Raw genomic sequence first — 18,369 nt, forward strand, 5'->3', positions numbered from 1 at the left:
GGGGCTGTTCATCTTGAGCAGCCCCTTTTTTTGATTTTATCCCAGATCAGCACTTTTACGCTCTCTTCGTTGACTATTTCTGTAACATTAACGGCAAGAATATAAAATTTTTGGAACCTTAGTTGAAAAAAACATATTTTTAACGAGGAATCAAATAATAAAGGAAATTGCAGCATGTTATAACACGATCAATAATTCAATTTTGATTGTACTTTTCTATAAAGAATTTTCCGCTTACGTACGACTTCCAGGCTTAACATGTTTTTCATGTTTAAGCCATATTCATCATTTTTTTAACATTTAAACTATCAATGGATTCATCGATCAAGACATTTATGAGTAAAATAGAATTTCGGAACGCACATGAACCGGAATTTTTGCAGGCAGTATATGAAGTAGCAGAATCAATAATACCCTTTAGTGAAAATAATTCTAAGTATAAAATAAACAAGATTTTAGAAAGAATTGCGGAGCCAGAAAGGGTTATTATTTTTAGAGTGCCTTGGTTGAACGATAAAGGTGAAGTTGAAATTAATCGTGGGTTTAGGGTTCAAATGAACAGTGCAATTGGTCCTTATAAAGGAGGTTTGCGCTTTCATCCATCTGTAACCTTAAGTGTACTTAAGTTCCTTGCATTTGAACAAGTATTTAAAAACAGCCTTACCGGTTTGCCTATGGGTGGTGGTAAAGGAGGTTCAGATTTTGATCCTAAAGGGAAATCTGATGCTGAGGTGATGAAATTCTGCCAAAGCTTTATGACCGAATTATATCGCCATGTTGGTGCTGATATCGATGTTCCTGCCGGAGATATTGGTGTAGGGGCAAGAGAAATAGGATTTCTGTTTGGACAGTATAAACGTATCAGAGGTGAATTTACAGGGGTTTTAACAGGAAAAGGGTTTGAGTGGGGAGGAAGTTTAATTCGCCCTGAAGCAACCGGATATGGTGTAGTATACTTCGTTGAAGAGATGCTGAAGCTGAAAGGTGATTCATTAAAAGGAAAAAACGTTGTCATTTCAGGTTCTGGAAACGTTGCTCAATATACAGCGGAGAAATGTATAGAGGTAGGGGCAAAGGTATTGACGCTGTCAGATTCGGAAGGTTTTGTGTACGATCCCGATGGAATAGACACAGAAAAGCTTAAATACATTATGGAGTTAAAAAACGGCCGTAGAGGAAGAATTAAAGAGTACGCAGATAAATTTAACTGCCAATTCTTTGCCGGAGAGAAACCATGGGGAATAAAATGTGATGTAGCTTTTCCTAATGCTACTCAAAACGAGGTGAATGAGAACGATGCTAAGATTCTGGTGGAAAATGGTTGTCTTTGTGTTGCAGAAGGTGCAAATATGCCATCTACACCAGATGCTATCCATGTGTTCGAAAAAGCTAAGATCTTGTATGCGCCTGGTAAAGCTGCAAATGCCGGTGGTGTTGCTGTTTCAGGGCTTGAAATGTCCCAGAACTCACTTCGTTATTCATGGGATCGCGAAAAAATTGATATTAAACTAAAAGTAATTATAGCTCAGATTCATCAGAATTGTGTTAAATATGGCAAAGAGGATGATGGATATGTTAATTATGGTAAAGGAGCAAATATAGCTGGCTTTGTCAAGGTTGCGGATGCTATGATAGCGCAGGGTATTGTATAATATGCTGCATGATTAAACAAAAAAGCCTCTTTACATTCGTAAAGAGGCTTTGTACTCAGAGCGGGAATCGAACCCGCACGACTTTTAAGGTCACAGGATTTTAAGTCCTGCGTGTCTACCAGTTCCACCATCTGAGCAGGTGAATAACCTTTTAAAATTAAATGCCTTCTACTGAAGGCATTTTGAGCGAAAGACGAGATTCGAACTCGCGACCCCGACCTTGGCAAGGTCGTGCTCTACCAACTGAGCTACTTTCGCGTTGGTATTGTTGTTTTATTGTACTCAGAGCGGGAATCGAACCCGCACGACTTTTAAGGTCACAGGATTTTAAGTCCTGCGTGTCTACCAGTTCCACCATCTGAGCATAGTCTTATTTCAATATCTGTTGAAATGATGACTGTTACTTAAAAACCTTTAAAGGTTTTTAGAGCGAAAGACGAGATTCGAACTCGCGACCCCGACCTTGGCAAGGTCGTGCTCTACCAACTGAGCTACTTTCGCATTGGTTTCATTAAATCATTATCCAATGATTCCCTTTTTAAAACAATAATTAACAACCTTGTTTCCGTTTGGGATTGCAAATATAAATACTTTTGTATTACCGTCAAGTTATTTTTTATAAAAAATGCTGCGGTTAAGCTAAGCCATTGGTCTTTAGTACTTCCGAGATTAAATCGCTTTCAAAACCCTTTCCCATTAAGTAGGAAGTAAGCTTATATTTCCTCTTGTAATCGTCTTTTTCTTTAATGGAAGGTAATTTTTTGTTCGCTAAAACGAGTATAGTTTCTAAATATTCATCATAATCTATGGTTTTCAGCGCGTTCAAAATCATCTTTTCAGTAACCCCCTTTAATTTAAGGCCCTGTTTGATTTTCATCTTTCCCCATTTCTTTATCTTGAATTTGCCAGAAACGTAAGCCATGGTAAAGCGTTCTTCGTTTAAAAAGTTTGTTTGTATAAGTTCTGAAATGATTTCTTCAATCTCGTTTTTCCAAAGCCCCCATTCATAAAGTTTGTTTCTGATTTCTTGTTGAGATCTTTCCTGATAGGCACAATAATGCTCAGCTTTTGCCAAAGCTGCTTTCTTATCTAACTTTACTGTTTGTTTTTTTGATGAATCGAGCATTTACAATATTACAAAATGTGCTTGTCATTAGTGTGATTTATGTTTAAACAAGAATTTCTTATTTAAGTGTAGTGTTTTTAATCAAATTTTGATTCAGCCTAGTTTTAATGTGTTGTAAATGAATAAAAAGCGATAATTATGTCAAACATTTTGTTTGTTTTTGGGTTTTTTTGTTAGATTATTGTCGAAAAGGCGTATTTTAGCTTCGTTCGGATGTCATTTAGTTAACTCTCCTTCTATGGAACCAAAAAAAATATTGAAAGTCGGATTAGATTCTGCAGCTCCATTTCCTATGCATTCAGATTACAATTCTGAAAAGTTTGAAGGTTTCGAAGTCGACTTAATGAAGGCCATAACCGAACATCTTGATTTGGAGGTAGAGTACGAAGTCTCATTATGGGCAACCATTCTCGAAAAGTTGTTTAAAGGAGAACTGGATCTTATCTGCTCCGCAGTAACTGTTACCCCTTCGCGCAGGCATATTCTTGAATTCAGTAATCCCTATTTGCATTTTAGATTATGTGCTGTAGTTAACAATGATGATAACATAAAGGACATAAATGACCTTAGAAATAAAACTATCGGCATCAGAGAAGCAACCGAGGCAGAGCGATATGTTCATGTGAATTTCCCTGGCAACAATATGGTGCATGCCGAAACAAACAAAGAATTGTACAGAAAGTTGCAAGCAGGAAAAATAGACTTGCTTATCGACGATTCACCAATTGCAGGTGGCTTTTTACAAAAAAACAAAAAATTAAAAGTAGGTATGTACCTGCCTAAAACGGATTCTCAATATGCAATAGCCATGAAAAAAGGGGATACTCAACTTCGTGATCAGTTTAACGAAGTTCTGGGGCTTTTAAAGGAGAATGGAACCTATCAGACAATTTATAAAAAATGGTTCACTGATATTCAGTTTTAGAAATACTCATATAAAGGCCATACTTTTAGGACGAGCCCTCATTCATTTCTTTAAAAAAGTTTAATTTTGAGGCATGAGCAATCCCAATTATTCCATTTCTCTTATTGCCGGCATTTTAAGTGCAAAATCATACCTAGTCAATGACCAGACTATAATTACCAAATTGGTAATTGATAGCCGAAGTGTAATTGATCCGGATGAGTCTTTGTTTTTTGCTTTGAATGCAAAAAGAAATGGACATGAATACCTTAAAGATGCTTATGCAAATGGGATTAAGAATTTTGTAATCAGTGATGAGAATTACATTAAAAGCTTTCCTGATGCTAATGTCCTGTTGGTGGCTGATGTATTAGCCGCGCTTCAGACTTTGGCAAAATACAATCGTGAACATCATACGCTAAAAACAATTGCGATTACCGGAAGCAATGGTAAAACTATAGTTAAAGAGTGGTTGTATCAATTGCTTGCAGCGGATTTTAATATAGTTCGAAGCCCTAAAAGCTTTAATTCTCAAATTGGTGTTCCCCTTTCTGTATGGGAAATTGAAGAAAACCATACCATGGGGATATTTGAAGCTGGCATTTCCAAATCTGGTGAAATGGATAGCCTTGCCCAAATTATACAACCAACAATAGGTATTTTAACCAATGTTGGGGAAGCACATGCAGAGGGTTTTTCATCTGTTAAAGAAAAGCTACTCGAAAAATTAAAGCTTTTTAAAAACGCAGAATTGTTTATTTATTCTCCAGAATATACTGAGGGATTAAGTTTAGATGACTTACCAGGCAAATCAAAATTCTCCTGGAGTTTTAAACAAAAGGCAGATCTACAGATTTTATTTATAGAGCCAATAGATGGCAGAAATTATATAAGAGCAAAGTTTAAAGGCGAAGAAATAGAGTGCTTAATTCCATTTAGCGATAAAGCTTCTCTTGAGAACGGGGTTATTTGCTGGGCCACCTTACTTGCATTGGATTATACACCTCAGCAAACAGATGCTTTGTTAGAAAAGCTGACGTTGGTTAGCATGCGTTTGGAACTGAAAAATGGAATCAATCAATGTTCGGTTATTGATGATTCTTATAGTGCCGATATTTCCTCATTGGCCATTGCACTTGATTTTTTAAACCTGCAGAACCAGCATCCTAAAAAGACCCTCATACTTTCTGATCTTTATGAAACCGGGAAAAGTGATGAGGACCTGTATGCAGAGATATCCGCCCTGCTTAAGCAAAAGAATGTAAATAGGCTGATAGGGGTTGGACCCCATATTTCTGCTGCTGCACGGCTATTTGATATGGAAACTTCCTTTTTTGAAAGCACATTAGCTTTTATCGAGAACTTCCCCTCTCTTCATTTTAGCAATGAAACTATTTTAGTTAAAGGAGCACGCAGGTTCGAGTTTGCTAGGATCAGTAAACTGATTACCCAAAAGATACATGATACGGTTCTGGAGATCGATTTAAATGGGCTGGCAGGCAATCTGCAGTTCTATAGAAATAAAATAAAGCCTGGTGTTAAAGTTATGGCCATGGTTAAAGCTTTTTCTTACGGTAGTGGTAGTTTTGAAATTGCCAACTTGTTACAATACCATAAGGTCGATTACCTTGCTGTAGCTTATACAGATGAGGGAGTAGCGCTTAGAAAAGCGGGTATTTCTATGCCTATTATGGTAATGAGTCCTGAACCTTCTGCTTTCGACGCAATAGTTAAGCATAAGTTAGAGCCGGAGATTTATAATCTTGACATTTTAAAAAGCTTTATCAGCTTTTTAAATGAAAATGTTAAAAATTATCCTATTCATCTGAAAATAGAAACAGGAATGCACAGGCTAGGTTTTGAAGAATCGGAATTGACAGATCTGTTACAACAATTAAATGAAACCGAAAAAGTAAAGGTGATTTCCGTATTCTCTCACCTGGTTGGCAGTGATGACCCCAAACATGATGAATTTACAGCGCATCAATTGGAAAGGTTTACTACTGCGGCTGATAAGATTAAGGAGGGAATAGGCTATTCATTTATCCGACATATTTCTAATACATCGGGGATTTCCCGTCACCCCGAAGCTCAATTGGATATGGTTAGGTTAGGAATTGGACTGTATGGTTTTGATGGAGGTTTATCCCATAATAAAGGACTACAAACTGTAGCTGTCTTAAAAACTACAGTAACTCAGGTAAAGCCTATAAAGGCTAACGAAACGGTTGGCTATAGCAGAAGGGGTGCTCTGCCCAATGGGGGCATGATAGCAACAGTTAAAATTGGTTATGCTGATGGATATAACCGTAAATTTGGAAATGGTGTTGGTAAAATGCTGATTAACGGTCAGGCTGTTGCTACTGTTGGTGTGATATGCATGGATATGTGCATGTTGGACGTAACTGGTTTAGACGTGAAAACTGGCGATGAGGTGATCGTTTTTAACGGAAAGCTTACCATCTCTGAGTTAGCAAAACAAATAGATACCATACCCTACGAAATATTAACAAATGTATCTCAAAGGGTAAAACGAGTGTATTTTTATGAGTAGTTTTATCTAAGTTTGCATCATGAATAGAATTGGTAGGGCGTTGTTAAATTACCTTATTAAAGGGTTGTTGATTGTGCTGCCTATTGCACTAAGTATTTTTATTGTGATTTGGGCTGTTACTACGGTAGATAGCTGGTTAAATGTAAACAATATTCTGGGTGTAGACCCAAGAACAGGAGCAAGCAGAAATATTCCCGGATTAGGGCTGGCATTGGTAATTTCCATTATCCTGGTTGCCGGAATTTTTGTAACTAACTTTGTCACTGAACCAATGTATAACTGGTTTCAGAAAGCTTTAGACAGGCTTCCTGTGGTAAAATTTATTTACTCATCTATTAAAGATCTTACTGAAGCATTTGTAGGGGATGAGAAGAAGTTTAATCACCCGGTGCTTGTAGAGGTTGAAGGAGATTTAAAGAGGATAGGTTTTCTTACCCAGGCAGATCTTAAATCTATAGGACTTCCTGGAGAGGCAATTGTTTATTTCCCATTCTCTTACTCTTTTGCCGGCCAGGTTTACGTTGTTAAAAACGAAAAGATTAAGTCGTTAAATATGAGTGCAGCAGATGCCATGAAGTTGGTGGTGTCTGGCGGAGTCAGCCATTTCTAAAAAAAATATGATCAAAATTTATCATAATAATAGATGCAGTAAAAGTAGGTGTGCGTTAACTATTTTGGAAGATAGCGGAAAGGAATTTGAAGTGATCAATTACCTGGAAACAGTCCCTACTGTGGATGAATTGCGCGTTATTATTGCTAAATTAGGAATTGCCCCTCATGAGCTAGTGCGTAAATCAGAAACTGTTTATAAAGAGAAGTATAAAGGGAGGGATCTTTCAGAAGAAGAATGGATCGCAGCAATGGTTGAAAATCCAATATTGATAGAACGTCCAATATTAGTTTCTGATGATCTTGCTGTTATAGCAAGAACACCAGAAAAAATTTATGATCTTTTTTAAAAGCCTGCCTAGAAGTTTGGTTTTAGCACATACTTCTCATAGAATCTGAAAATATGTTCGGTAGCCTCTTCAGCGGTATCCACTAGCCTGAACAGGTTTAAATCCTCCGCGTGGATGTTATGTTCCTTGTTTAGCATGGTGCTGGTTATCCAGTCAACTAATCCACTCCAGTAATCCTTACCAACAAGTACGATAGGGAATCTTGCAATTTTACCTGTTTGTATAAGTGTAATCGCTTCAAAAAGCTCATCCATGGTGCCCATACCGCCTGGTAAAACAATAAAACCTTGCGAGTATTTCATGAACATTACCTTTCTTACAAAGAAGTAATCAAATTCCAGGAGTTTGTTATGGTCGATGTACTTATTGTGGAATTGTTCAAAAGGTAATTCGATGTTTAAACCAACCGATTTACCGCCATTTGTATGTGCACCTTTATTTCCCGCTTCCATAATGCCGGGTCCGCCGCCAGTAACAACACCGTAACCACGGTCTGTTAACAATTTGCCACACTCAACCGCTATTTGGTAGTACTTATTTGTTTCAGCAGTTCTTGCCGATCCAAAAATGGTTACGCAGGGGCCTATTTTAGCCAACTTTTCAAAGCCGTCAACAAATTCGGCCATTATTTTAAAAATCTGCCAGGAGTCGGTAACTTTTATTTCCTGCCAGTTCTTGTTTTCAAATGCGCTTCTTATTTTCTCTTCACTTGTCATTCTAATAGGTATTATAATATTTAAAATTTGGTCTGGGTTGTAGTTTGTTTCCCAGTTATCCAAAGAAGTATAAATGTAATCAGGCCATTTAATATGATAAGTTCAAAGCCCAGGGCGTAATTAAACCAGTTTAGTGAATTTATATCTATTATATAGCATAGTATTGGCGAGACAATACAAATATAAGGTACAAGCTTATCTGTTACAGCTTTTTTAGTTAACATACCAAAACCGAATAACCCTACCAGTGGCCCGTAAGTATATCCGGCTGCTTTAAATATGGCGTTCACAACGGAATCATCATTAATGAGCTTGAAAATCATGATTACAAGAACCATTAATATAGAAAAGCCAACATGCACGTAATGTCTTTTGCTTACAAGTTTTGGGTCATTTTGATCAGCCTTTTTATCGAAATGTAAGAAATCTACGCAAAACGATGTGGTTAAAGCAGTCAATGCTGAATCTGTTGTCGCAAATGTTGCAGCGGTTAATCCGAGCATGAAAATAATGCCGGGAATGACATTCAGGTAATTTAAAGCAATTTCAGGGTAAAGGTGATCTGGCGTTTTTAATGCTGCCACATCAATTCCATTTTTTGCTGCAAACAGGTACAGTAAAGCACCTACACTTAAAAAGAAAATGTTCATGACAACAAAAACCGCAGTAAAGGTGAACATGTTTTTTTGAGCTTCACCTATTGTTTTCATGCTCAGGTTCTTTTGCATCAGGTCCTGATCAAGTCCTGTCATGGCAATGGTTACAAAAATACCTCCAAGGAATTGTTTAATAAAGTGCGTTTTACTGCCCATAAAATCTTCCCAGAAGAAGATTTTTGAATAACTGCTGTTTTTTACCGCCTCAAAAGTGCCGGCAATATCAAGGTTTAAAGACTTGGCTATAAAAATGATAGATAGCACCACAGATAAGAGTAAGAATACCGTCTGTAATGTATCGGTAATGATAATGGTTTTTAATCCCCCTTTGTGTGTATAAAGCCAGATAAGGACCAGGCAGATGACGATGGTAAGCCAAAAAGGGACATTCCAGGCATCAAATATGAATTTTTGCAATACGATAGCCACAAGGTAGAGTCTGAAAGATGAGCCAATAGTACGCGAAACTAAAAAGATAACGGCCCCACTCTTATAACTCCAAAAGCCCAAACGTCTTTCAAGATAGGTATATATAGAAATGATATTTAACCTGTAATACAAAGGCAAAAGTACAGTGGCGATAATGACAAAACCGACAGCATTACCCAGGATAAACTGGAAATAGCCAAACTCGCTCTTACCTACCGCTCCGGGAACGGAAATGAAAGTAACCCCGGAAAGCGCTGTTCCAATCATTCCAAATGCCACCAGGTACCATTTTGAATTTCTGTTTGCTATAAAAAATGAAGCGTTGTCGGAGTTGTTTCGGGATGTAAAATAGGATACACCTATTAGCAGTGCAAAGTAACCGAGCAGAAAAGACAAAAGTATAATTGGACTCATTTTTTATGATTAGTTAAGATTCTAAATGTAAGAAACCCTCATGAGTTTCTACTTATAAAAATTAAATATCAGGAGATAAATATAAATTTACATTCACAATTTATCTAAGTTTGTAAGATGAACTTTTCTTCTAAATTGCTTGAGGACGCTGTTAACGAATTTTCGAAGTTACCTGGCGTTGGACAAAAGACAGCTTTAAGGTTGGTTCTGCATTTATTGAATAAAGAGCAGGAGGAAGTGGAACATTTTGGAAATGCGATTGTAAGGCTTAGAAAAGAAATTAAGCACTGCGGCATTTGTCATAATATTTCTGACAACCATATTTGCGAAATATGCTCGGCAGCTAAGCGCGAAAAGGAAGTGATCTGTGTAGTGGAAGATACCCGAGATGTTATGGCTGTGGAAAATACTTCTCAATATTTTGGCGTTTATCATGTGCTTGGCGGATTGATATCTCCGATGGATGGGGTAGGACCATCTGACCTGTTTATTGATTCTTTGGTGCAGCGGGTGGCTACAACGCCCGTAAAAGAAATCATACTGGCGCTTAGCGCTACCATGGAAGGTGATACTACACTCTTTTATTTGTATAAGCGGCTTAAAGATTTTCAAATACCAATTACTACAATTGCCAGGGGGATTGCCTTTGGGGGTGAGCTGGAGTATGCTGATGAGATTACACTGGGAAGGTCTATTATTACCAGGGTGCCTTATGAAAACTCATTAATTAAATAATTAGAATGGATTTTAAGAATAAAGTAGTCATAATTACGGGTGCATCATCTGGTATTGGAAAAGCATGTGCTGAAGAGTTTGCTAAACGCGGTGCTAACCTGGTTCTTGGTGCCCGGCAATATGTTACACTTTGCGAAATTACCGCTGATCTGGAAGCAAGGTATGATATAAGAGCTATCGCGGTGCAGGCAGATGTGAGTAAGGAAGAAGAATGTGAAGTGCTTGTTAAACAGGCTTTAGTCACTTTCAGCAAGATAGATGTATTGGTTAATAACGCAGGCTTATCTATGCGGGCATTGTTCAATGATCTGGACTTATCTGTATTAAAAAACCTGATGGATGTGAATTTCTGGGGTACAGTTTATTGTACTAAATATGCGCTGCCGGAGATTTTAAAAACACAAGGCAGTGTAGTAGGGGTATCATCAATTGCAGGATATCGTGGTTTGCCAGGTCGTACAGGTTATTCCGCTTCCAAGTTCGCTATGAATGGTTTTATGGAGTCATTGCGCACCGAATTGCTTAAAACCGGTGTTCATGTGATGGTGGCTTGCCCTGGTTTTACGGCTTCTAATATTCGGGTTACAGCATTGGCTAAAGATGGTGCATCTCATGGTGAAACAAGCATGGAAGAAGGTAAAATGATGACAGCTGAAGAAGTGGCCACTCGTATAGTTGATGGCATTGCAGCCAGAAAGCGCACTTTGATTATGACAGGGCAGGGTAAACTCACCGTGTGGATTAATAAGTTATTGCCTGCATTGGCAGATAACCTGGTTTTTAATCATTTTACCAAGGAAAAGAACGCGCTCATTAAGTAAAGTCCTCTTGCAATGAAGTAATAAATTTTATTTTTTTTGATAAAAGATTTGCTGCTTTGCAAAAACAATTCCATATTTGCTTTAATGATACTTACAAACGGACTTAACAACTGGTGGTGGCACAACGCAATAGCGTAGTGTAACCCCGTTTTGAACGTTTTATTTTATATAAAAATATTTTGAGGGTTGCTTAAGGCAACCTTTTTTGTTTTACGACATTTTGAAAAACTTCTTTAAGAAGGAAATAACATGAAGAAAATACTTAACCACCTATTTGAAAACAAAACCTTTAGCAGAGCAGAGGCACAAAAGATACTTACTTCTATTGCCTTAGGCGAATTTAATACTTCGCAGATTGCTGCTTTTATTACGGCTTATGGGATGCGGAACATTACTGTTGCTGAGCTTCAGGGCTTTCGCGATGCTATGCTTGATCTTTGCCTGAAGCTGAATTTTTCAGATTATGAGCTTGTGGATCTTTGTGGAACAGGAGGTGATGGCAAAGATACCTTCAACATATCTACACTTGCTTCGTTTATTGTGGCTGGAGCAGGTCACAAAGTAGCCAAACACGGCAACTATGGGGTGTCATCCGGCTGTGGTTCTTCAAATGTTATGGAATACCTGGGTTATACATTTACTAACGAACAGGATATTTTAAAACGCAGTTTGGATACAGCAGGAATATGCTTTATTCATGCTCCGTTGTTTAATCCGGCGATGAAAATTGTTGCGCCTATACGTAAAGAATTAGGTGTTAAAACCTTTTTCAATATGCTTGGACCAATGGTTAATCCGGCACAACCAAAAAATCAAATTGTAGGCGTGTTTAGTCTGGAACTAGCAAGGTTATATGCTTATTTATATCAGGATACTGATAAAAACTATACGATCCTGCATGCGGTAGACGGTTTTGATGAGGTTTCGCTGACTTGCGATTTTAAAACTTTTAGTAAAAATGGAGAATCGCTGGTAACTGTTGCTGATCTTGGATTTGCACAGATTGATGAGCAGGAAATAAAAGGAGGGGATACGGTTGAATCATCGGCAAAGATTTTTATGAGTGTGCTTAACGATGAATGTACCGATGCTCAACGAAATGTTGTGCTTTGCAATGCTGCACTTGCTATTCAGACAATAGATAACACTAAATCTTTTGCAGATTGTTTTTATGAAGCAGAGGCTTCTTTAATGAGTAAGAATGCTCTGAATAGTTTTAAAAACTTAATATCAAGGTAATGGATAAGAGACTGAAAGTATGTGGAATGAAGGTGCCATCAAACATTGAAATGGTGGCAGACTTGCAGCCTGATTATATGGGATTTATTTTCTATAATGGCTCAAAAAGATTTATTGCAGACCTTTCAGCTCAGTTTGTTAAAGATCTGCCTTCTAATATCAAAAGAACTGGCGTTTTTGTAAATGAAGAACTTAGAATAGTAGTTGAACGGGTTCTTGAATATGGACTGCATGCTGTTCAATTACACGGAAGTGAATCTGCAGATTATTGCAGTCAGCTAAAAGCATTGTTAGATGTAGAAGTAATAAAGGCGTTTGGAATTGATGAACAATTTGATTTTGAACAGTTGGAAGCATATGCTGACTCAGTTGATTACTTTTTGTTTGATACCCAAACTCCTGATCATGGAGGTTCCGGAAGAACTTTTAATTGGGAATTGCTTAAAAAATATGTGTTAGATAAACCGTACTTTTTAAGCGGCGGAATTGATTTGGAAAGTATTGATGAAATAAACAGAATAAAAGATGTGCGTTTTTACGCTATTGATATTAATAGCAAATTTGAGTTGGAGCCTGGGCTAAAGGATATAGATAAATTGATTGACTTTAAAAATATGTTGTCCTATTGAGTTTACTCGATTAAGGATTTAAGAACAAGACTATGAACTATTTTGTAAATGAAAAAGGATACTACGGAGATTTTGGCGGAGCTTATATTCCGGAAATGCTATATCCGAATGTAGAAGAATTACGACAGAATTATCTTAAAATTATTGAGGATAAAGACTTTCAAAAGGAATTTCATCAGTTACTTAAAGATTATGTTGGCAGGCCCTCGCCGCTATATTTAGCTAAACGGTTATCGCAAAAATATAATGCCAATATTTTTCTGAAGCGTGAGGACCTGAATCATACAGGCGCACATAAGATCAACAATACCATTGGGCAAATATTGCTTGCAGAACGTTTAGGTAAGAAGCGGATCATTGCCGAAACTGGTGCCGGGCAACATGGCGTGGCTACGGCTACAGTGTGTGCATTACGCGGATTAGAATGCGTAGTGTATATGGGAGAGATTGATATTCAAAGACAAGCTCCCAATGTTGCCAGAATGAAAATGCTGGGTGCTAAAGTGGTTCCTGCAACTTCAGGGAGTAAAACATTGAAAGATGCTACTAATGAAGCCATGCGCGATTGGATCAATAATCCGGTAGATACGCATTATATAATAGGCTCTGTTGTTGGGCCACATCCATATCCGGATATGGTGGCACTTTTTCAATCTATCATTTCAGAAGAGACTAAGAAACAATTGATAGAACAAACTGGTAATGACCAGCCAGATTATGTATTGGCCTGTGTTGGTGGTGGTAGTAATGCCATGGGAATGTTCTACCATTTTATTGACGATGAAAAGGTAAAACTGATAGCTGTAGAGGCAGCAGGTAAAGGAGTGGACAGCGGGTTTTCGGCAGCTACAACTACCCTGGGTAAAGAAGGCGTGTTGCATGGAAGCAGAAGTATTCTGATGCAAACGGAAGATGGTCAGGTTGTAGAACCTCATTCTGTGTCGGCAGGGTTAGATTACCCCGGCATTGGTCCTCAGCATGCACATTTGTTTAAAACTGGTCGTGGTCAGTATGTTTCCATAACTGATGATGAATCTTTGGAGGCTGGTTTATTACTTACTCAAATGGAAGGTATTATCCCAGCAATAGAGAGTGCTCATGCGCTGGCTTATCTGGAGAAAATGAATTTTAAAGGTGGGGAGAATGTAGTGGTTTGCTTGTCGGGCCGCGGTGACAAGGATATGGATACTTACATGAAATATTTTGGATTATAAAAAATGAATAGAATTAAAAAGTTATTTCAGGAAAAGAAAAATATACTATCAATTTACTATACAGCCGGTTATCCTAATCTTGGAGATACAGTGGCAATTGCAGAAGAGTTAGAGCGTTCAGGTGCAGACTTATTAGAAATAGGGTTCCCGTATTCTGATCCTGTTGCTGATGGTCCGGTAATACAGGCAAGCAGTAAACAAGCACTTGATAATGGTATGGATTTAAGATTGTTGTTTGAGCAGCTTAAGGATTTACGTAAAAGGGTAACTATCCCGGTTTTACTAATGGGATATGTAAATCCAATGCTTCAATTTGGTGTAGAGAATTTCTGCAAAGCATGTGCAGAGGTAGGTGTGGATGGTTGCATAGTTCCGGATCTCCCAATGGTTGAACATGAGGAGCTATATGAGCCGGTTTTTGCTAAATATGGTTTAAGCAATATATTTCTGGTTACGCCTCAAACTTCTGAAGAAAGGATCCGTAAAATCGACGGTTTGAGTAATGGATTTATTTACTTAMTWWSWWMMWNCGGSAWMSWYASSMWWWWACSTRMAKSYWTMWGMTRCTNCNNAARCANACWWTNTYAARWMYNTRCYWSMTWARAWCKKAARARCSYMRCCATGATAGGTTTCGGTATAAGTAGTAAAGAAACCTTTGATAAGGCTTGTAAATATGCTAACGGAGCAATTATAGGTACCGCCTTTGTGAAAAGTTTGTCTGCTGATAATGTTATAGGCAGTGTTCAACAATTCATGAAAGAATTTAAGCCTTAACTGGTGCTTTTCCTTTAATGGATTTCAGGAAAACAAAACCAATTAATCCTGCAATAACCGAAGCACAAAGAATGGCAAATTTTGCTTCGGTTACATGCATTTCATCGCTAAATGAAAGCAGGGATATAAATATGGACATGGTAAATCCTATACCAGCCAACATGCCTAAACCAATAATGTGTTTCCAGCCTGCTTGTGATGGAAGTGTTCCTAGTTTCAATTTTACTGCAAGCCAGGAGAATAATGCAACACCTATTGTTTTGCCTGCAAAGAGGCCTGTTATAATTCCAAGCCCTAGAGGAGATATCAACCCACCAAGCATTTCTTTTTGAAAAGTGATGTTGGTATTGGCCAATGCAAAGATTGGCATGATAAAGTAATTTACAGGTCCGTTTAATAAATGTTCAAGCTTTTCTAAAGGCGATTCTGTGTCGTTTGAATTTGTTGGAATCGTAAGGGCAAGTAACACGCCTGCAATTGTTGCATGTATGCCAGAGTGATGAATAAAGTACCATAAAAACACTCCGGGTATAAGATAAAAATAAAGCGGTTTTACCTTAAAGAAGTTAAACACAAGTAATAGTGCAAGTACACCTCCGGCCATCAGTAGGTAATGGAAATGTACCTCATTTGTATAAAAAATGGCAATAACCAGTATAGCGCCAAGGTCATCAACAATGGCCAGGGCAGCTAGAAATATTTTTAATGAGGCCGGAACACTTTTGCCGAGCATGGATATGATAGCTAAGGCAAAGGCAATGTCGGTAGCCATTGGAATTCCCCATCCAGATGCAGTAGCGGTATCTTTATTTAAAATGAAATAAATAAATGCAGGCACTAACATACCTCCAAGGGCAGCAACTACAGGCAACGAAGCCTTTTTAATAGATGAAAGTTCGCCTTCTATAAGCTCTCTCTTGATCTCTAAACCCACAAGAAGAAAAAATACAGCCATTAGCGCATCATTTATCCATGCAGAAACAGTGAATACATAAGAGCCAGAGCCAAATGTAAAGCCAAAATCTGTAGCTAGTAATGCAGAAAAACCGTCTTTATAGCTGGAGTTTGCAATAAATAGAGAGATTGCAACACATACCATAAGAAGTATGCCGCCAATTTGTCCTGATCGTAAAAAATCTTTAAATGCTTGTAGGTTTATTATTTTAGCCATTTATAGGTAGTTTTCCAGGTTTCCTTTTCCCTGACGGATGATTTCAAAATCTCCAGACGTACAGTCTACAACAGTAGACGGTTCATTGTCTCCATATCCACCATCAATTACGATGTCTATAGTGTCTTCATATTTTTCGTGGATCAGTTCGGGATCTGTAGAGTATTCGATTACTTCATCGTCATCATAAATAGAGGTAGMSRKMAKKGRAWWKMMAMSCTGKAAAACAATTTCTCTTGCAATATCATTGTCAGGTACCCTTATACCAACAGTTTTTTTGTTGGAGCTTAGTAGTTTTGGTACATTTCCATTTGCATTAAGTATAAATGTAAAAGGGCCAGGTAAAGCCTTTTTTAGTAACCTGAATGTGGTGGTGTCAATAGGTTTTATGTAATCAGAAATATGCCTTAAATCTGAGCAGATGAAAGAGAAATTAGCCTTTTCAGGCTTTATGCCTCTTAAACGGCAAATTTTTTCAATGGCTTTATGATTGGTAATATCACAACCCATTCCATAAACGGTATCGGTTGGATAGATGATAATTCCTCCCTTTTTCAATACTTCAACAACTTGCTCAATCGCCTTGGGATTTGGGTTTTCAGGATAGATTTTAATAAGCATGTGTAAATTTACAAAATATTGATTCGAAATCAGATTATAATTGTTCTATTGGCATGTTTTTATTAAATTAAGGGATATGAGAAAAGCATTTATCGCAATTGCGGCGTTTTTGGTGGCACTCACTGTAATGTTGGGCCTTACTTATCCACCTTTATGGTGGTTATTCATTTTTACAGGACCAGTTGTTTTGTTAGGTATTTATGACCTGTATCAACCAAAACACAGTATAGTTAGAAACTATCCGGTAGTAGGTAGATTAAGGTACTTTATGGAGGATTTAAGGCCGAAGGTGTATCAATACTTTGTAGAGAGTGATACCAATGGTAAGCCATTTAGCAGACTTAGTCGCTCATTGATCTATCAACGTGCAAAAAGAGAGAATGATACAATTCCTTTTGGAACACAACTAGATGTATATGAAAATGGTTATGAATGGTTAAGTCATAGTATTTCGGCAATTAGTCATACCGAGCTTAATGAAGATCCTCGTGTGTTAGTAGGGGGTCCGGAGTGTTTAAAACCGTATTCTGCAAGTATATATAATATATCTGCCATGAGTTTCGGTTCATTAAGTCAGAATGCTATTCTGGCTTTAAATGGCGGAGCCAAGATGGGTAACTTTGCTCATAATACGGGTGAAGGTGGTATAAGTGATTACCATGCTAACCCCGGAGGGGATTTAATCTGGCAAATTGGTACTGGTTATTTTGGCTGTCGTCATCACGATGGTACATTTAACTATGAAGCCTTTGCTGAAAGGGCAAGTACAGATCAGGTAAAGATGATTGAGATTAAGCTTTCTCAGGGCGCTAAACCTGGACATGGAGGTATATTGCCAGCCAAAAAGGTTACCCCTGAAATTGCAAGGATAAGGTTGGTAAAAGAGGGGTTTGATGTGATCTCGCCTCCAGCTCACGCTGCTTTTAAGACACCGATAGAATTAATGGACTTTGTAAAGAAACTGAGGGAGCTTTCTGGCGGTAAACCGGTTGGTATTAAACTCTGTATTGGAAGAAGAAGTGAATTCTTTGCCATTTGTAAAGCAATGATTGAAACAGGTACTTACGTGGATTTTATTACTGTTGATGGGGGCGAAGGTGGTACAGGGGCTTCTCCACAGGAATTTTCTAATGCTGTGGGTATGCCATTAAGAGAAGGTGTTGCGTTTGTTTACGATGTTTTGGTAGGTTTTAACCTGAAAAAACACATTAAAATTATTGCGTCGGGTAAAGTAGCATCGGGATTTGATTTAGTAAAGAATATAGCGCTTGGTGCTGATCTATGTAATTCGGCAAGAGGAATGATGTTTGCTTTGGGCTGTATACAGGCCTTAGAGTGCAACAGTAACACTTGTCCTACAGGCGTGGCAACACAAGACCCAAGTCTAATGAAAGGTCTTGTAGTGGGAGATAAAACAGTAAGGGTTTATAATTTCCATAAGCTTACCGTTGGTAGCGCTGTAGAGTTATTGGGTGCTGCGGGTTTACATCATCCTCATCAATTAACCAGAGCATATATCAACAGGAGGATTGCGCCGAATGTAATGCAATCGTATATGGAAAGTTTCCCATACATCCCTGAAGGAAGCCTATTGCAATCACCTTATCCAATAAGGTTCGAACTGGGCATGGCGTTAAGTGTATCTAGCAGCTTTGTGCCTTCTGATTATAAAGTTTCATTGGTTGACTATACACATGCAAACTCGTTTGCAGATGATTTGAATCAAAATCAGAATAGGTAATAAATATAAAAAGA

General features: G+C 37.9%; 15 protein-coding genes, 4 tRNA genes and 2 pseudogenes. 12 read left to right on the forward strand and 9 right to left on the reverse strand.

Annotated features, from left to right (window positions below):
- Positions 1–311 precede the first annotated feature (311 nt).
- The gene (gene gdhA, locus N824_RS07210; RefSeq protein ID WP_048904441.1) at positions 312–1,652 is read left to right on the forward strand and encodes an NADP-specific glutamate dehydrogenase; all 1,341 of its coding nucleotides are present in this window, start codon (positions 312–314) and stop codon (positions 1,650–1,652) included.
- Between the two features lie 52 nt (positions 1,653–1,704).
- Here gdhA and N824_RS07215 read toward each other — a convergent pair.
- The 5 genes from N824_RS07215 to N824_RS07235 all read right to left on the reverse strand — a co-directional run bounded on the left by N824_RS07215 (position 1,705) and on the right by N824_RS07235 (position 2,778).
- A tRNA-Leu gene (locus tag N824_RS07215) sits at positions 1,705–1,789 on the reverse strand.
- A 48-nt stretch (positions 1,790–1,837) separates the two neighbouring features.
- Positions 1,838–1,910, reverse strand: a tRNA-Gly gene (locus N824_RS07220).
- Positions 1,911–1,931: 21 nt separating this feature from the next.
- Positions 1,932–2,016, reverse strand: a tRNA-Leu gene (locus tag N824_RS07225).
- Between the two features lie 64 nt (positions 2,017–2,080).
- Positions 2,081–2,153, reverse strand: a tRNA-Gly gene (locus N824_RS07230).
- A gap of 133 nt (positions 2,154–2,286) precedes the next feature.
- On the reverse strand, positions 2,287–2,778 hold the full coding sequence (locus tag N824_RS07235) for a regulatory protein RecX (protein ID WP_048904442.1): 492 nt from the start codon (positions 2,776–2,778) through the stop codon (positions 2,287–2,289).
- Between the two features lie 238 nt (positions 2,779–3,016).
- Here N824_RS07235 and N824_RS07240 point away from each other — a divergent pair, with 238 nt between their 5' ends.
- The 4 genes from N824_RS07240 to arsC all read left to right on the forward strand — a co-directional run bounded on the left by N824_RS07240 (position 3,017) and on the right by arsC (position 7,195).
- Positions 3,017–3,703, forward strand: coding sequence for an ABC transporter substrate-binding protein (locus N824_RS07240; protein ID WP_048904443.1), 687 nt, complete (start codon positions 3,017–3,019; stop codon positions 3,701–3,703).
- Between the two features lie 73 nt (positions 3,704–3,776).
- Complete coding sequence (locus N824_RS07245) at positions 3,777–6,236, forward strand: bifunctional UDP-N-acetylmuramoyl-tripeptide:D-alanyl-D-alanine ligase/alanine racemase (RefSeq protein ID WP_048904444.1); 2,460 nt, start codon at positions 3,777–3,779, stop codon at positions 6,234–6,236.
- Positions 6,237–6,255: 19 nt separating this feature from the next.
- A complete protein-coding gene (locus N824_RS07250; RefSeq protein WP_084498221.1) occupies positions 6,256–6,846 on the forward strand; it encodes a DUF502 domain-containing protein in 591 nt (196 codons plus the stop codon).
- Between the two features lie 7 nt (positions 6,847–6,853).
- Positions 6,854–7,195, forward strand: a complete 342-nt coding sequence (arsC, locus tag N824_RS07255; RefSeq protein ID WP_048904446.1) for an arsenate reductase (glutaredoxin) — start codon at positions 6,854–6,856, stop codon at positions 7,193–7,195.
- A gap of 8 nt (positions 7,196–7,203) precedes the next feature.
- On the opposite strand, the gene N824_RS07260 is transcribed toward arsC, so the two are convergent.
- Positions 7,204–7,911 (reverse strand): TIGR00730 family Rossman fold protein, encoded by a 708-nt coding sequence (locus N824_RS07260; RefSeq protein WP_048904447.1) that lies wholly within the window; start codon positions 7,909–7,911, stop codon positions 7,204–7,206.
- 20 nt (positions 7,912–7,931) lie between these two features.
- A complete protein-coding gene (locus N824_RS07265) occupies positions 7,932–9,410 on the reverse strand; it encodes a sodium:solute symporter (RefSeq protein ID WP_048904448.1) in 1,479 nt (492 codons plus the stop codon).
- A 117-nt stretch (positions 9,411–9,527) separates the two neighbouring features.
- Between N824_RS07265 and recR the strand changes: the two genes are divergently transcribed.
- The 6 genes and pseudogenes from recR (at position 9,528) to trpA (ending at position 14,822) form a co-directional block, all read left to right on the forward strand.
- Positions 9,528–10,145: a recombination mediator RecR gene (gene recR, locus N824_RS07270; protein WP_048904449.1), complete on the forward strand. Its 618-nt coding sequence runs from the start codon at positions 9,528–9,530 to the stop codon at positions 10,143–10,145.
- A 5-nt stretch (positions 10,146–10,150) separates the two neighbouring features.
- Entirely contained in the window at positions 10,151–10,966 is an 816-nt protein-coding gene (locus N824_RS07275) for an SDR family oxidoreductase (protein ID WP_048904450.1), read from the forward strand.
- 249 nt (positions 10,967–11,215) lie between these two features.
- A complete protein-coding gene (gene trpD, locus N824_RS07280; RefSeq protein ID WP_048904451.1) occupies positions 11,216–12,205 on the forward strand; it encodes an anthranilate phosphoribosyltransferase in 990 nt (329 codons plus the stop codon).
- On the forward strand, positions 12,205–12,834 hold the full coding sequence (locus N824_RS07285) for a phosphoribosylanthranilate isomerase (RefSeq protein WP_048904452.1): 630 nt from the start codon (positions 12,205–12,207) through the stop codon (positions 12,832–12,834). Before trpD ends, N824_RS07285 begins: the two co-directional genes overlap by 1 nt.
- Positions 12,835–12,866: 32 nt before the next feature.
- On the forward strand, positions 12,867–14,048 hold the full coding sequence (trpB, locus tag N824_RS07290) for a tryptophan synthase subunit beta (RefSeq protein WP_048904453.1): 1,182 nt from the start codon (positions 12,867–12,869) through the stop codon (positions 14,046–14,048).
- 3 nt (positions 14,049–14,051) lie between these two features.
- Positions 14,052–14,822, forward strand: a pseudogene (trpA, locus tag N824_RS07295) (tryptophan synthase subunit alpha).
- Here trpA and nhaA read toward each other — a convergent pair.
- Positions 14,812–15,993: a Na+/H+ antiporter NhaA gene (gene nhaA / locus N824_RS07300; RefSeq protein WP_048904455.1), complete on the reverse strand. Its 1,182-nt coding sequence runs from the start codon at positions 15,991–15,993 to the stop codon at positions 14,812–14,814. The pseudogene trpA and the gene nhaA sit on opposite strands and share 11 nt — an antisense overlap.
- A pseudogene (locus tag N824_RS07305) lies at positions 15,994–16,614 on the reverse strand (L-threonylcarbamoyladenylate synthase).
- A 76-nt stretch (positions 16,615–16,690) separates the two neighbouring features.
- On the opposite strand from N824_RS07305, the gene N824_RS07310 reads away from it, so the two are divergent.
- Positions 16,691–18,355, forward strand: coding sequence for an FMN-binding glutamate synthase family protein (locus N824_RS07310; protein WP_048904457.1), 1,665 nt, complete (start codon positions 16,691–16,693; stop codon positions 18,353–18,355).
- The last annotated feature ends 14 nt before the right edge of the window (positions 18,356–18,369 follow it).

Origin of the sequence: Pedobacter sp. V48 (assembly GCF_000523515.1) — a bacterium.
In the GTDB taxonomy this organism is placed as follows: domain Bacteria; phylum Bacteroidota; class Bacteroidia; order Sphingobacteriales; family Sphingobacteriaceae; genus Pedobacter.